The sequence below is a fragment of the uncultured Pseudoteredinibacter sp. genome (genome assembly GCF_947500695.1).
GTDB lineage: Bacteria > Pseudomonadota > Gammaproteobacteria > Pseudomonadales > Cellvibrionaceae > Pseudoteredinibacter.
The window spans coordinates 17898-33332 of the sequence record NZ_CANMSS010000008.1 but is presented as its reverse complement, the minus strand read 5'-3'; the positions used below and the strand labels follow the sequence as shown (position 1 = coordinate 33332).

The following is a 15435-nucleotide window of genomic DNA, read 5'->3' as shown; positions in this document are numbered from 1 at the left end:
TAGAGCGTTTTAACTAGCCAGTACCAAGCAAATTTAACAAGCCACTGTGCTTACTATAATTATAGATTTGAATAGATAGTTGAAATAATGATCAAAAATATGTTTTTAGCCATAAGCCGTATGGGGCACTTGGTAGGCAGCGGTCTTTTTACGCGCGACATTATTAAGCGCGACATTCTTAACAAAGTGTTTCTGATTTCGATCGCTGCCACGCTCATGCCGGCTGTTGCTCAGGCTAAACCTCTCGCTGACTACTTAAAGGAAGTTAAAGCGATGCCAGAGGCCAGCTTGTTGACGGCAAAAGGCGGAGGGGCAGTCGATATCCGCAGTGATAAACCGTTAATTCCTGCATCTACCATGAAATTATTAGTCGCTTATTTGGCTCTAGAGCATTGGGGAGAGGATCATCGGCTCAGCACGGACTTTTATCTGCAGGGTGATACTCTTTGGGTGAAAGGTTTAGGGGATCCGAATTTAACATCCGAAGAGCTTGAGTTGGTCGCGCTGGCTTTGGATAAGACAATAGATCTTACTAAAGTTAAGAAGTTGGCGGTTGATCATAGCTTTTTTCCAGAGATTCGCCTGGACGGACGAGGAAAATCCAACAACCCTTATGACGCTGCAAATTCAGCTTTGGGTGTGAATTACAATACCGTTTATTTAAAGCGCGACCGCCGTGGTTTGTATTCCGGTGAAGCCCAAACACCTATGACGCCTATGGCAAAGAAATTAGGGCGTTGGGTAAAGGGTAGTTATCGTATGAGTTTGCCTGGCGGGCGAGATAAGGCTGCGCAATATTTTGCACAGGTTTTTAGTCAGATAGTGTTTGCTAAGCAGTTGCCTTTAGAAATAGCAGTAGTGCCAGCGACTGCCGATAAAATTTATACCCACAAAAACTCATTAACGATCGCCAGAGTTGTTGAGCAATTACTCGAGTACTCAAACAATTACACCACCAATCAGTTGTTTCTACTATTAGGCGCAGAAGCAAATGGTGGTGTGGTTTCCGAACAAGCGGCGATAGATTATGCGAGTAAAACATTTCGGGAAAAGTTTGGCTGGCAAGACTTTACAATTTACGACGGAGCTGGCTTGTCGCGTAACAATCGTTTAAGCACCAAGCAATTGCTTTCTGTTGCTGAAGCTTTGCGACCTTGGCGCTGGTTACTGCCAAGTGCTAGGGATCATATCCGTGCAAAAACTGGGACCATGCTTCGTATCAGTAGCTTGGCGGGTTTTTACCGTGACAGCGAAGATAAATGGCGTGCTTTTGCTTTAATGATCAACGATCAGGATGTCACCTTTGATTATCGCTTCCGCCTATCTGAACAATTAGGGCGTTAATTGAGCTATTTCTTTCTAGGAGTGCTCTTTAAGAGTGACTTAGAATAGCCTCCTGCCTCGGTGCATCATAGTGGTGCACCTCTCATTACCTTTTCTCTTTTCTGCTATCTATTAGTGCAGTTTTTCAATTGAATCTTTCCCCCTGCTGGTGCGGATGGCCTTTAGTATGCCTTATCACAAGGCATTTCAAGATTTTCATCGCTTAGGCACGATTACTGCTATACAGCTATCGAAGTGGCTTTTAGAGCCTATAACAACCATAGCAATTAATGAGACGTGCTTTATGAAACGATTTTTACCATTGGCCTTACTCGGGGGAGTTTTGCCAAATACGGTATATGCAGAGGCCTTAAATGGTGCGAATACCGCTTGGATTCTGACAGCCACTGCCTTGGTATTGTTTATGACATTACCTGGCTTATCCCTGTTCTATGCAGGATTGGTACGCAGCAAGAACGTTTTGTCAGTTCTTATGCAATGTTTCGCAATCGCCTGTATCGCTTCAATACTCTGGTTGATGTTTGGCTATAGCCTTGCCTTCGCAGAGGGCAATAGTTGGATTGGTGATTTTAGTAAAGCGTTTTTGTATGGCATCAATGCAGAAACACTCAGTGGTGATATTCCAGAACCTTTGTTCTTTATTTTCCAAATGACCTTTGCGGTGATCACCCCAGCATTGATTGTGGGCGCCTTTGCAGAGCGTATGAAGTTTTCTTCCATGCTACTATTTAGTGCGGCTTGGCTAATTTTGGTTTATGCACCTGTCTGTCATTGGGTATGGGGTGGCGGCTGGTTGCAGCAAATGGGTTTGCTAGATTTTGCGGGTGGCACAGTGGTTCATGTCACCGCTGGTGTTGGTGCTTTAGTCGCAGCAATGGTGATTGGCAATCGTCGAGGTTATCCTCGAACGCCAATGCCTCCTCACAATCTCACTATGACAGTGACCGGTGCGGGCATGTTATGGGTCGGCTGGTTTGGTTTTAATGGTGGCTCTGCGCTGGCTGCGAATGGTGATGCGGCTATGGCCATGCTGGTAACCCATATCTCTGCAGCAGCGGGCTCCTTAGCTTGGATGACCATCGAATGGTTACGCCATGGTAAACCCAGTGTTCTTGGTATTGTAACGGGTATGGTTGCTGGTCTTGGTACCATTACCCCGGCGTCAGGTTTCGTTGGGCCAGGCGGTGCGCTTGTTATCGGCTTAGTTGCGGGTGTCGTGTGTTTTTACGCTACGCAATGGATCAAGCGTAAGCTATTAATTGATGACTCCTTGGATGTTTTCCCGGTGCACGGAGTTGGTGGCATTATTGGTACATTATTGGCCGGTGTGTTTGCTTCACAAGAACTCGGAGTGTTCTCTGGCTGGGGTTATGCTGATGGTATTGAAACTATGGCGGCCCAAGTTTGGGTGCAATTTGTTGGCGTTTCTGCGACCTTTATCTATACCGCTGTTGTTAGCTTTATTTTGTTGAAGATCGTATCCAAACTAACCAGTGGTATTCGTGTGAGCGATGAAGAAGAAGTCGAAGGTCTAGACATCGTATTGCATGAAGAGATGGGATATAAACTGTAATTGTTTGCCTGCCCGAGGCGGGACCTATGGTCCCGTTTTTCTTAATTACTACCTACCGAGCTAAATAAGAAACTAAATAATTAAGAAGCCATATAACTTAGCAAGTTATTTAGTTATTAAGCGGCCAAACTCAAAGGTCCTTTCTTGATTTTTAAGGCAAGCCTTTCTGACCCACATGGTTTCTCCAGCATTATCAATAATCTTAAAGCAGTTTCCTTTACCATCACTAAAATGTTCAACACCGCTTTGATCGATATAGTTACCAACGTCTATACTTTGGCGTCTGCGGTTAAAATCTCTCAACTCTTCACTGTGTAGTTTCTGCCTTAAACGGTTATCAAATACGGTGTTATGGGCTTCGGTGTTTTTGCTCTCATGTTGCTTAATACTGCCGTCAAAATACAATTCTTCTTCTTTGATAATTGATTGAATTAGATCGTAATCGAGTGTTGTCGCCTTAACATTTGATTCGGGGTGCACCGTGGCTTCTTTCGGGGGGGGAGATTCTATGGAAGACGTTGATTCAATATCCTGATTCTTTTCACGTTCAGTGCTCATGGTCTCGGCTGCTTGATGCTCTATACTTTTTTCTTTCTCTGTCTTCGTGACGGATGGATTTATTTCTTGCAATCTAACGCTTAAGGTCGCTTGCTCTTCAGTGGCTTCAAAGTCTGGCTGGCTCAACAAGGCGAGGCTGATAAAAATAACAAATGCCGCAAGGCTGCTGACGAGTGCGGCGCCATCCCAAGGTGATACGAGATTCTTCGGGGGACAAAAATCTGGGTCTGTAGTGGCTAAATATTCGGGAACAGTGAAGCCTAGCCTAGCAAGGTCAGCACCTATATGGCGATTATCTATCGCTATTGAAAGATCCTTATCTAAATCCACTTACCCAGACCCACGGCACTATCACTCTATGATTGATAGTGTTGTTGGGCCTTCTTTTCTGCAATTAGTTCCTAAAATCAGCTACGCTGAGCAATTGGCGCGGGCTTATATTCTAGGAGTGAGTGTGGCGTCGAGTTCATTACAGAGCTGGTTGAAGGCTTGGTACTGACTTAAGAACACCTTGCCGCTGATATCGCTTAGAAAGTTTGACTGCTTGAGCTGGTCCATCACAGGGCCTTTAACCTCGGATAAATGAAACTGAATGCCGGCGTGATGTAAACGTTCGTTCAAGGATTCAAGCCCCTCTAGAGCAGAGTAGTCAATGCTGTTTATTGCTGAACACATCAATACCACATGCTCAATACCTTCGCGGCTAATGGCTTCACTATAGAGCGCATCCTCTAGGTAGCGGATATTGGCGAAGTACAAGCTTTCATCAACACGGGCGCTCAATACAGCACCGCTGCATATCACTTTATGTCGATCTTTATTACGAAAGTGCTGGGTGCCTGGTACTAAACCAACCTCAGCAATGTGAGGACGAGATGTCTTCCAAAGATGTAACGCTAGGGAAATTCCAACACCCGCCATAATGCCAGCTTCCACACCCTGAAGTAACACAAATAGCAAAGTGCAAAGCAGGGCTGCAAAATCAATTTTACTAAAACGCCATGTATCTCTGATGGAGCGCCATTCAATCAAGGTGCTAACAGCGACGATAATGGTGGCCGCGAGAGTAGCATGGGGCAGAAAAAAGAAAATAGGCGTTAAAAACATGGTGGTGATAGCGATGCCGAAGGCAGTAAAAACGCCTGCCATCGGGCTGACAGCTCCCGCATCATAACTTACAACAGAGCGAGCAAAGCCACCTGTAACTGGGTATCCGGTAGAGCAGGCCGCTGCGATATTGGCCGCACCCAAACCCATAAGCTCTTGATTGGCTTCAATGCGTTGACGGCGTTTCGCCGCTAAAGATTGAGCGACAGAAACCGATTCCACAAAACCGATCAAGCTGATCATTATTGCTGCTGGTAGTAGCTCTTGAATCAAGGGCCAGTTGGTTTCAGGTAATTGTAGCGTGGGTAAACCGGCCGGAATTTGGCCCACGATTGAAAGGCCCGCTTGATCAAGCTTGAACAGTTGAACACATAGAATGGCGAGTGCCACCGCTATAATGGGCCCAGCTTTACCTAATAGATTGGCTGTATCTGTCGATAGACCTAAGTGCTTTAGTAATGTGGAAAAATACCGGCGGCATAGTAGCAATAAAGCTAAACTGAAAAGGCCGACGAGCAATGCTACACTGTTGAATTGATCGCTGGCCTGTAAAAATGTAGAAAATATTTCTGGTAAATTGTGGCCACTTACGGGAATGGCCAAAAAGTGTTTTAACTGGCTGATGGCAATCAGTATTGCTGAGCCAGTAATAAAACCTGACATTACCGGTTGCGAGAGCAAGCTGGCTAGCCAACCTAGGCGCAACAGGCCCATTGTGAGTAATACCGCACCAGAAAGAAACGCTAATAACAAAGCGGCCGCAATGGCTTGTTCGCCAGTGTATTGGCTAATGGTACTGGCCGTTAAAAGCGAAATAATCGCCACCGGACCGACGGCTAACACTCGGCTGCTGCCAAAAATAGCATAGGCTAATAAGGGTAAAATACTTGCGTATAAGCCCATTTGCGCTGGCAAACCAGCGAGCATTGCGTAGGCTAAACTTTGCGGGATTAGCAAAATCGTAACGATAATGGCCGCTAGGGCATCGGCAGGAAGATCTGCTTTACGATAGTCTTTTTGCCAGGGTACGAGTTTTGGCCAGAAAGATTTAGCGTTCATTTGTTGTCAGCCCTATAGGTGTTTACAGCCGCTTTGCCTCAAAGAGCATCCAAGGGTATTTTGAGGTAGCATTTGCCATTACTTTCGGGGGGCGGTTTATGGCCGGCGCGCATATTGATTTGTACCGAAGGTAGAATCAATCTTGGCATCGCCAATTGCGCATCTCGGTTTTGTCGCATGCTGACAAATTCGGCTTCACTTTGTTGGGCCAGGTGAATATTTTCTCGCTGGGCTGCAATGGTGCTTTCCCATTGATATTCACTGCGACCTTCAGGAAGATAATCATGGCAGAGAAATACGCGGGTATTGCCATCGAGTCGAAGCAGCTTCTGAATGGATTGATAAAGAGTGCGAGCATCTCCGCCTGGAAAGTCACAGCGTGCAGTACCGTAATCGGGCATAAAGAGCGTATCGCCGACAAAGAGTGCATCTTCAACAAAATAGCTAACACAAGCTGGTGTGTGGCCTGGGGTATGAATGACTTTTGCGTTTAGTTTTCCAATGGTGAATTCATCACCGTCGCAAAACAACTGGTCGAACTGTTTGCCGTCACGCTTGAATTCGGGTTCGGCATTGAATAAATCACCAAACACATTTTGCACCTGGGTAATGTGCACTCCAATGGCGATCTTGCCGCCCAGCTGTTTTTGAAGATAAGGTGCAGCCGATAAGTGATCGGCGTGAACATGCGTTTCTAGAAGCCATTCAAGTTTTAAACCTTCCGCTTTAACTAATGCAATTAAACGATCGGCATTATGGGTTGAGCTACGCCCAGAGGCTGGGTCGTAATCCAATACTGAGTCTACGATGGCGCAAGCATTGCTTGCGGGGTCCTTCACCAGATAACTGATGGTATAGGTATCTGGGTCGAAAAAACCGCGAACCTGGGGAGAGTTGGCTGTGCTAGACATTTGAAAATCCTAATATACGCGTAGAGCCTAGCTTATTCCTCCTATTTTTTTATGTCAAATATGGAATAAGCTTATACCTTAAAGGAATATTATAATTTGGTTTGAATTATCGATTTAAGTATTGAAGTTATCGTTAATCGATAATATATTTCCTGGCAGCTACTCTGTTGCTGTTATTTTGTTTTTGATACTTGTTCAGCAACCGCTCATTCAGTATTGGAGCTAAGGACATGGAAGAGAGTGTAAATATTCGAGACAGAATCCAGGGCTTGTCTAAGTGGATGGTTCGCTTGATGTATTTATTGGGTTTGCTATTGCCGCTACTTATTATCATATACGATGGTTACACGCTAACTGTGCTGATTAGCTTATTGGCATTGTCTTTATTCAATGCGCTGCTGCGCTACGGCACGGCATTACGATCCGAAAATGAATTGACCATATAGGAACAAAAGCTATGCCTATAGTGGTAAATCTAGATGTGATGTTGGCTAAGCGCAAAGTTAGCTCAAAAGAGCTGGCTGAAAAAATTGGAATTACGCCGCAAAACCTATCCGTGCTTAAGACGGGTAGGGCAAAGGCCATACGTCTTGAAACACTAGAGAAAATTTGTCGAGTTTTGGATTGCCAGCCTGGTGATTTGATTGAGTTCAGAGAGTAAATCTGCCTAACAATTGGAATATATAGTAAAACAAGGAAGCTGGGAGTAGTTACATGCTATCTAATAAATCTAAAGTAGAGCTTTTTACCTTATTTTTTTGGGGACTTTCATTGATCTCTGCAACGGCAGTTAATGCTGAGTTGCTAGAAGAAGATTGGCTCCGTATTGAAAGTAACCACTTTACGGTGTATAGCGCTCTGGATGAAAAGAAGTCGAGGGAAATAGTATTTAACCTTGAAGCATTTAGGCGCGCTGCTTTGGCGCTTACTAATATTCATCAGGCAAAGCCCAGAGTCCCCACCAAAATATATTTGGTAAAGAAGTCGCACCTTTCGGAATTAGACATCTCTCGGAATATCGCAGGGTACATACGGCCTGGAGTTGATAAAAATACAATTTTCGTTTCCCACAGTCCAAGATTTGATGGTAGTACCGTTATCTATCATGAGTATGTACATTTTCTATTGAGGAACCACTCTCAGCAACGTTATCCTCGTTGGTATGATGAGGGCTTTGCTGAATACTTGGCTTCCGTAAAAACAACTGACAAGCATTTCCAGGTGGGGCAAATTGCTGAGCACAGGCTGTCGAGCCTACAATATGGCGATTGGTTAAATGTACGAAGTGTAATCAACCCAATAAAAATGGATCAGTGGTCAGATGAAAAGTATTCTCAATTCTATGCGAACGCTTGGTTGTTAGTGCACTTTTTAAATAATCACCCTGATTTTAAAGGGCGGCTTTCTGAAAGTCTAAGCAAGTACTTTCAATTGAAAAATCAGGGTGTCGACAATGTTGAAGCGTTTGAGAATGCCTTTTCTATAAAGGTTAGCCGCCTAAATGCAAGGCTAAAGAGCTATTTCCGTAGAGGAAGAGCCAAAGCGACCCAGTACGATAAAGCAATTTTGCTAAACGGGATTAGTGTCAATATTCATTCTATGCCAAAAACTGAAGCAGCATTAGTTTTATCTGAGTTTGCGGTGGCGTCGAAAAAAGAATTGGCTCGAAAGTGGTTAGAAGAAGCCGGGAAAAATCCTGATCAGTTGGTAAAGGTTAATCTTTTAGAGAAGGAGCTATCGATCGGAAGAAATAGGAAGGATAGCGAAAAATTAAGTGAATACTTAGTGGATGACTTTTCCGAAGAACTGAGTGATTTTGAAGATTTGATTCAGCAAGCCGGAAATATTGTTGATTACCTTCAAGCAACTAGGAGTCGTGATCCAGATATGATCTCGCTTGCTAGAGCCTATTTATTGAAGGCTTGGAAGCAAGATAAGGAATCCCCAGCAGTATATTTTTATTATGGGAAGTTGTATCTCATCGAAGGTAGAGATTCAGCGAAGGCAATAGATATGTTGGCTGAGGCGGAGTACTTTCTTCCTGCTAACTTGCAAATTAGGCTTAATTTTGCGAGAGCATTGGCATGGGCAGGAAAGAACTCCGAGGCGTACGCCAAAGCAGAGTCTGTGGCAAATTGGACCCATGAAGGCTCAGGTAATCATAAGTACGCCAAGCGCTTAATGAAGAAAATTAGTTCATCTCAAGATTCAGATAAAAAGCAATAATCAAAAATTCTAAGGAGCCGAACAGTCTGCTCAAGTGGCTACTGTTTGGCTTTTGAATGAATCTAGCTTTACGTGAGATAAAGGTGCACCAAATCTAGTTATTACCATGCGTATTAATAAAATGCCGCCATTCCAGCAAAACATCTTTAAAATCTGCCAAGCCGCAGGCTGAGCGAAGCTCGCTCTCATAGAGTTCGGTGTTTTCAGGTAGTTCAGTTTCCATGTCTAAACTATTGGCTAAGATTTCCACTTCATCATCACTGATGAGAAGGCGAAATTCTCGGCCTTGCTGCTGATGTTGCAGGCTTTCTTTTGCTTCAATTTTTAAAACCGTTTCTAGCAGTTTATTGATGTTCTCAATGTGGTGACCAAGCTCATCATTAAACCAGCGCCCTAAAGCTTCATGTCCCATGGAAAAATCTATGGCTATTTGCTGTTGTTCATTTTGACTAATGGAATATTCCATGGGTACCTCGTGCTAAATCAGCTGGCTGCTATTTAGGCCAGCTTACAAACGTAAACAGAGTTGGTGGACTCTTGATTCATGAAGGGGTTATAAAAAGAGACAATATGAGAATTGACCTCTGGGAACACCGTTCTCAGCAGAGCCTCGAAATTGGCTTCGGGAAGGTTTTGCGACCACATAGCGAATACGCCTTCAGCTTGCAGTTTCTTCGCCATATTGGCTAAGTTTTCTGTACTGTAAAAACCGGCATTTTCGGAGTTTAGGTATTCAGTAGGCGAATGATCGATATCAAGCAATATCGCATCGAACTTTTTACTATGGTCATTTGGGTCAAAGTTCAGCGCGGGATCGCTGGCGAGCTCGAAAAAACTGCCTAGAATATAGCGATTACGCGGGTCGGCATTCAGTTCTTTGCCAAGCGGGACAAGTTCTTGCTGGTGCCATTCAATAACGGTTTCTATCGCATCAACCACCAGCAGCTCACTCACCCGCGAATCGCGCAAAGCCGCGGCGGCGGTGTAGCCCAAACCAAGCCCGCCAACCACCACTGAAAGCTGTTGCTTATCGCTTGCCGCTAAGCCCAAATCCGCAAGAGCCTCCTCGGCATCAACAAACATGCTGGACATCAGAAATTCATCATTGAGTTTCACTTCATAGATGTCCCGGTCACCAAGCGCAGGAATCTTGCGACGGCGCAGGCTGATATCACCTAGTGGCGACGTTTGATGATCAATCTCTTCAAATAACAATGACATGGTATCGAGCGGCTAATTAGCGGGCGCTAGAGTTTAACATACCAAGCAAGGTATAGCCTCAATCTATGGCGAATGTGGGTATTGATCGTTCGATGTTCAATGTGGCTTAAATAAACAATCAAAAGGCCGAATTTCGTATCATATCGAAGCCGCCTAACGCCGCTCTAAACGATAGAGTGGCGCCTGAAGTGTTTATACGTAAAAGGGCGGTAATAATGCGATTAAGACATCAGAGTTGGCTAATTGGATTCACAGTCTTATTGGCGATGTACAGCAACGCTACGAAAGCAGCATTGATCAATTCTGGGAGTGATTTTGTCGTAGACACGAGTTTGTCTTTGACTTGGATACGCGATGGCAACTTGGCCAAAACTCTATGTGATGCCGGTGATCCGGTGTTTACTGGCTGGAGTAGTACGGTAGACGATACTCCTGCTGATATCTGTTTGGCCAATGGCGCAATGACTTGGGCTGATGCCGAAGCTTGGGTGGCTAGGCTGAACAGTGTGAACTACTTAGGTTTCTCAGATTGGCGTCAGCCTGTTGCTATGCAGCCCGATGCCAGTTGCGAAACTGCTCCAGCTTATGGCTTTAATTGTACAGGCAGTGAATTAGGGCATCTATTTAATGTCAGCTTGGCAAACCCGAACCATGCGGGTACGGGAGCTACTGGGGGCGCTGCCGGTACAGGCTGTGGAGTAGGTGGGCCAGTGACTATGGCCCCGGATCAATGTTTACAGAATCTTGCGGGCTTTCAAAATGTTTGGTCCCCATTTTACTGGACAGGATCTACGATGGCGGGAATTCCCGCTAATGCTGTGAGCTTTAGTGTGGCTAGAGGGGAGCAGCAAAATGGCAGTAAGCTCACTAATCGTAGCTTCGTATGGCTTGTGCGCAGCGGTATGGTCAGTGTCCCAACTGAGGCAGTACCGATTGCCCCAGTGGGATTCTATTTTTCGATGATGTTGTTTCTTATCTATTTTGCTCGCAAGAAACTTATTTGCTCGTAAGTAACTTTTTTTGCTCGTAAGTAAGTTAGTCGCTAGAAATATTGGGAAGGGTACCAGACGGCAAGGCAGTGAGTGCCTTGCCTGGGTACAACTACGCCGTAGGCTTTTTCCATGCCAGTGGCTCAGAGCCCTTATCGAGCGGCGTTTGCATTAAGTGGTTGGCATAGTTGGATATTGTCTTATGGGCGATTCCAATAATCACATCCATAATATTTTCCTTACTGTAACCTGCATCTAAAAAAGCCTGTACTTGAGCGTCGTCTGTCCAGCCGCGTTGGCGGATCATTATCAGTGTAAACTGGCGTAAGGCTTCTAGCTTGGGATCTTCATAGCTGCTTACATTTCTGGCGGAATCTATCACTCCTTGATCAATTTTATCCATCATAGCTAAGCCAGTATGGCCGGTCATGCAGTATTCACAGCCGTGTTCCGCGTTAGCGGTAAACCACATAACATGTTGTTGCTCTTTTGTGAGGCTGCCCTTTACTACCGCTTTTGAAAGGGCCATATAAGCATCGGCCGCTGCTGGTGATTCTGATAGGCCAGCTATCATATTGGGGATCATGCCATAGCCGGCTTGTGCTTTTTCCAGTAGGGCTTTGCGTTTTGGATTGTCGGTTTCCGTTGTATGAAAAGTGAACTCTGCCATGTTTATGCTCTCTTTGGGCGTTCTGCATTGTTTTAATCTTATTGTACATGTGTGTACAATAAGATTAAAACAGAGTTCTACAGCTAAAAATAGGGGCAATGCTGACAAGGCTTTTCTATAATGACCTGGCTACTGCATCTTAGAAGCAACAAATAAATATAAAGCACACTCATTGAAGTAATGATTAACCGGTAATACCTATGACGAGAGCTAGACAATTTGATCGTGAAGTAGCTTTAGACTTAGCTATGAATGAGTTTTGGCAAAAAGGTTACTCAGCAGTATCGGTTAAGTCTCTTTGTGAGCAATTAGGAATAACTCGCTCAAGCTTTTATCACAGCTTTGGCTCATTGGATGCTTTATTTGAAGAGGCGATGGGACTGTACCTAAGATACAACCCAATGTTGGAACTTGAAAACCCTAAGTTGACGGCTATTCAGGCTATACGTCGTTGCTTTAAAGTGCTGTGCAAGTTGCGCGCTAAAGATAAAGAGCATCGAGGCTGTTTGATCATGAATAATCTTAATGAAAGCTATGCAATGCCCGCCAAGACAGCTAAATCGCTACAGGCAAAAATAGACAATAGCATAAACACCCTTGAGGCAACTATTGAACGCGGCAAGGTAGAAGGTTTGATTAGCCCAGCCCAGAACAGTAGGGCGCTGGCCTTGTGTTTACAATCTTTAGCTACGGGCATCAACACGCTTTCTATGCAAGTACATAGTGAAGAGGAGCTTTGGGGAATTGCAGACACTACCCTAAGCGGCCTTGGTTTTTAGTTTTCTTGACGGCCTATCACGCAATTCTAGTCCTTGAGGAGGCATCAAGAGATAGCTAAGGATCAAAGCTGATGATGCCGTTATTGATAAGAGCTTGAAGAATGGCCGCCTCGCCATTTGCCAAGCTACTTAGATCTATATCGGCGAGCACTATTTCTTGAGTGTTGCCATTAAATGAGCCATTGCCATCTACATCGATGCGGATAACCGTATCGGTGATGCCATTGTTAAGCGTGGGGCGGACATTGCCTTCAATGGAATTCAGGTGATCCGTGTTTGGTAGCATTTGATCGGTGCTGATAAATTGGATATCCAAGAAATCGGTGATATCGTCGCCCGCAGCAGGATCGTAATTGACTAAAAGATCGGATAAATTGATAACATCTTCAGCGGTATTAAAATTATAGATAGTGTCTTGGTTTGTAACACTACTGCTTGAATTATCAGCTTGAGAAAATACAAAGGTATCGTTACCGGCGCCGCCATCCATAACATCCAGCCCACGACCGCCGCGAATTAGGTCATCGCCATCACCACCGGAAATGCTGTCATCCCAATTGCCGCCATCGATATTATCATTGCCATCGCCGCCTAAAATAATATCCATCCCGGTATTGCCGATCAGTGTATCGTTGCCTTCTCCGCCATCAATTAAATCATCCCAGCCGCCACCATCAATGGTGTCATGGCCTTCACCGCCATAGTTTTTATCTTTGCCGTTACCGGAATTTAATACATCGTCACCTTGGCCGCCGTGTAGCTCGTCGAATCCAGTTTGGCCCAAAATGGTGTCATTGCCTTCTCCACCATATAGTGCATCCCAGCCGCCACCGCCGTCTATGGTATCGTCTCCATCTAAGCCGGTGATCTGATCATTGCCGTCCAATCCAAAAAGATTGTCGCCACTGTTTAGGTTGGTACCTTGGATAATATTGGCGCCACTTGTAGGTACGACTAAGGTGAGTGTTGCATCGCTGTTTTGGGAAAAGCTGTCGCTGATGGTGTAGCCAATTTGCTCATCGTTATCAATATTCTGTGTGGCTGGCTGAAACTGATAGCTGCCATCACGACTAAAGATCAAAACACTTAGGTCATCTTGATTGTGTAAAGTTAAAACGCCATTGGCGCTTACAGAATAATTATAGTTTTGGCCACTATTAGTTAAGCCGCTTTGATTAACTACTGGAGTATCTAAACTGATAAGACTGCCGCGATACAATATTTGACTGACTCTAACTGGGCCGCTGAAAGTGTCGGCGCCTGTACCTGTTAGTACATTGCCACTAATCAGTTGCCCATGAAATTCAGCGTTGTCGTCATTGGCCTGCAAAATAGGGGTGGCAATAATTTGCTCGAGTAGCGATGTGTCGCTGCTGCTAATGGCGTTGCCGGCCGCATCGAGGTTGCTAGCAAGGACGGTGACGGTATCACCTTGATTGAAGCTGCTCAGATCTACGTTAATCGTAAACTGTCCTGAGCTGTCTAGGTTTGCCTGGGTTTGAATTTGATTGCCACTTTGATCCTGAATCGTCAGTTCAACAAAGTTATTGGCACCGGCTTCTCGCGCGACCTGGCCAGAAATATTGGTATTAGCAGCATCGCTAACATTAATAAGCTCGTCACCACCGTCGAGAATGCTAACAGAGATACGACCTTGATTGAGTGAGTCAATTCGACTGTCGTCGTCGGCTGTTAATTTGTTTCCGGCTTTATCGATTACCTGGGCGGTAGCCGTAACTTTGTCGCCACTTTGAAAACCGTCAAGATTAACAAACGCTTCATAGCGACCAGTGCCATCGATGGTTGCACTGATCTCCCGTTTGTTTGAGCTTTCGTCGACAATGACAAGCACAACGGTATCGCCTGCTTGCAGCTCGCTGCTGTCTACAGTTCCGTGTAAGCGAACACTGCCAAGTTCTGCTGCACTTAGTAACTCATCACCGCCATCATCTATATTAACGCTTAAGCTTCCGTCTACGGCATTATCAATAATACTGCTATCGCGCGCTTCCAAGGAGTTGCCGGCGATATCAAGCACTGTAGCGAGAACTTTAACTTCGCCGACAAAGTTACTGACATTAAGCTCTATGCTGTAATTGCCATTTTCATCAAGTGTAGCGCTAGTATTGATGAGCTGGTCATTGCTATCACTGATGCGCAGAGTCACCTGTTGCCCTGCAACAAGTTCAGAGCCTTGAAACTGCCCGCTAATGGTCAAAGGGTTTTGTTCTTCGACATTGATAATATTATCGCCGCCGTCTTGAATATTTACGCTGAGCGTACCAGCGACGGCCAAATCGACAAGGCTGTCATCTTGGCTGCTTAATTGATTGCCTGCAATGTCGCTTAAGGTTGCGGTTGCCGTCAGTATATCGCCATCACTGAAATCACTAAGATTGAATAGGGCTTGATAGTTAGCCGTATCATCGAGCAAAGCGCTGCTGCTGACCGTTTGTCCATCTTGGTTGCTAACCGTAATTTGAATGATACTCCCTGGCACTGCTTCATAGCCTGTCGCTGCGCCACTGATCAGCACCGAATGGACCTCTTGCTGGTTTAGTAGCCCGTCAGAACCGTCTTGTATTGCAACACTTAACTCCGCTAGAACTTCGGTATCGCTATTAGGGGATTCTGCCAAACTATTAAAGCTCGCCGCATCGCCGGCCTGTGTTTGGAATCCGGCAAGCGGCAATACTGCATCACCGTTCAATGTGAAGCGCACAGCATTAGCGAGGCTGGAGGCTGCGCCACCTTGAGCGCCCGCCGCAGAGGGGTCGAGATTTAGAATATCCTCAAGGGTATTACCTTGGGCGAGTAATTCTTCGATTTTGTTAACGGAAGAGAACAACTCTGTATCAGCACTTGGCGTTTGTTCTTGGCTATGTTGCTGCTTTGATTTAATCGGTCCTTTGATAGCCATAAATCTAATCTCTCCCGCGTGGCTTTGATGCTTAGCTGTATTGGTGCTGGTGCTGGTGCTGGTGCTAATTTCCTAATG

The 15435-nt window shown here is 45.2% G+C and carries 14 protein-coding genes; 7 read left to right on the top strand and 7 right to left on the bottom strand.

From position 1 onward, the window contains the following. Positions 1 to 99 precede the first annotated feature (99 nt). Positions 100 to 1344, top strand: a complete 1245-nt coding sequence (locus Q1A08_RS14510) for a D-alanyl-D-alanine carboxypeptidase (RefSeq protein ID WP_299774150.1) — start codon at positions 100 to 102, stop codon at positions 1342 to 1344. 283 nt (positions 1345 to 1627) lie between these two features. Beyond that, complete coding sequence (locus Q1A08_RS14505) at positions 1628 to 2917, top strand: ammonium transporter (RefSeq protein ID WP_299774148.1); 1290 nt, start codon at positions 1628 to 1630, stop codon at positions 2915 to 2917. 105 nt (positions 2918 to 3022) lie between these two features. On the opposite strand, the gene Q1A08_RS14500 is transcribed toward Q1A08_RS14505, so the two are convergent. The 3 genes from Q1A08_RS14500 to Q1A08_RS14490 all read right to left on the bottom strand — a co-directional run bounded on the left by Q1A08_RS14500 (position 3023) and on the right by Q1A08_RS14490 (position 6552). Beyond that, positions 3023 to 3805, bottom strand: coding sequence for a hypothetical protein (locus tag Q1A08_RS14500; protein WP_299774146.1), 783 nt, complete (start codon positions 3803 to 3805; stop codon positions 3023 to 3025). Positions 3806 to 3910: 105 nt separating this feature from the next. Then, positions 3911 to 5641: a sulfate permease gene (gene sulP, locus Q1A08_RS14495; protein WP_299774144.1), complete on the bottom strand. Its 1731-nt coding sequence runs from the start codon at positions 5639 to 5641 to the stop codon at positions 3911 to 3913. A gap of 38 nt (positions 5642 to 5679) precedes the next feature. After that, positions 5680 to 6552, bottom strand: coding sequence for an MBL fold metallo-hydrolase (locus Q1A08_RS14490; RefSeq protein WP_299774142.1), 873 nt, complete (start codon positions 6550 to 6552; stop codon positions 5680 to 5682). 230 nt (positions 6553 to 6782) lie between these two features. Between Q1A08_RS14490 and Q1A08_RS14485 the strand changes: the two genes are divergently transcribed. Genes Q1A08_RS14485 through Q1A08_RS14475 form a run of 3 tightly spaced genes read left to right on the top strand, consistent with a single transcriptional unit; the run spans position 6783 to position 8778 of the window. Next, positions 6783 to 6998, top strand: coding sequence for a hypothetical protein (locus Q1A08_RS14485; RefSeq protein ID WP_299774140.1), 216 nt, complete (start codon positions 6783 to 6785; stop codon positions 6996 to 6998). Between the two features lie 11 nt (positions 6999 to 7009). Beyond that, positions 7010 to 7213, top strand: a complete 204-nt coding sequence (locus tag Q1A08_RS14480; protein WP_299774138.1) for a helix-turn-helix transcriptional regulator — start codon at positions 7010 to 7012, stop codon at positions 7211 to 7213. A gap of 53 nt (positions 7214 to 7266) precedes the next feature. Next, positions 7267 to 8778 carry a DUF1570 domain-containing protein gene (locus Q1A08_RS14475; RefSeq protein ID WP_299774137.1) on the top strand — a complete coding sequence of 504 codons (1512 nt, stop codon included), beginning with the start codon at positions 7267 to 7269 and terminating at the stop codon, positions 8776 to 8778. A 94-nt stretch (positions 8779 to 8872) separates the two neighbouring features. On the opposite strand, the gene Q1A08_RS14470 is transcribed toward Q1A08_RS14475, so the two are convergent. Continuing rightward, entirely contained in the window at positions 8873 to 9244 is a 372-nt protein-coding gene (locus Q1A08_RS14470) for a YacL family protein (RefSeq protein ID WP_299774135.1), read from the bottom strand. Between the two features lie 32 nt (positions 9245 to 9276). Beyond that, positions 9277 to 9999 (bottom strand): spermidine synthase, encoded by a 723-nt coding sequence (locus Q1A08_RS14465; protein ID WP_299774134.1) that lies wholly within the window; start codon positions 9997 to 9999, stop codon positions 9277 to 9279. Positions 10000 to 10214: 215 nt separating this feature from the next. Here Q1A08_RS14465 and Q1A08_RS14460 point away from each other — a divergent pair, with 215 nt between their 5' ends. Continuing rightward, positions 10215 to 11009: a hypothetical protein gene (locus Q1A08_RS14460; protein ID WP_299774132.1), complete on the top strand. Its 795-nt coding sequence runs from the start codon at positions 10215 to 10217 to the stop codon at positions 11007 to 11009. 91 nt (positions 11010 to 11100) lie between these two features. Here the strand turns inward: Q1A08_RS14460 and Q1A08_RS14455 are convergent, their stop codons facing one another. Beyond that, on the bottom strand, positions 11101 to 11658 hold the full coding sequence (locus Q1A08_RS14455; RefSeq protein WP_299774131.1) for a carboxymuconolactone decarboxylase family protein: 558 nt from the start codon (positions 11656 to 11658) through the stop codon (positions 11101 to 11103). A gap of 200 nt (positions 11659 to 11858) precedes the next feature. Between Q1A08_RS14455 and Q1A08_RS14450 the strand changes: the two genes are divergently transcribed. Then, positions 11859 to 12437 carry a TetR/AcrR family transcriptional regulator gene (locus tag Q1A08_RS14450; protein WP_299774129.1) on the top strand — a complete coding sequence of 193 codons (579 nt, stop codon included), beginning with the start codon at positions 11859 to 11861 and terminating at the stop codon, positions 12435 to 12437. Between the two features lie 55 nt (positions 12438 to 12492). Here the strand turns inward: Q1A08_RS14450 and Q1A08_RS14445 are convergent, their stop codons facing one another. After that, complete coding sequence (locus Q1A08_RS14445; protein ID WP_299774128.1) at positions 12493 to 15357, bottom strand: hypothetical protein; 2865 nt, start codon at positions 15355 to 15357, stop codon at positions 12493 to 12495. Positions 15358 to 15435: the final 78 nt, after the last annotated feature.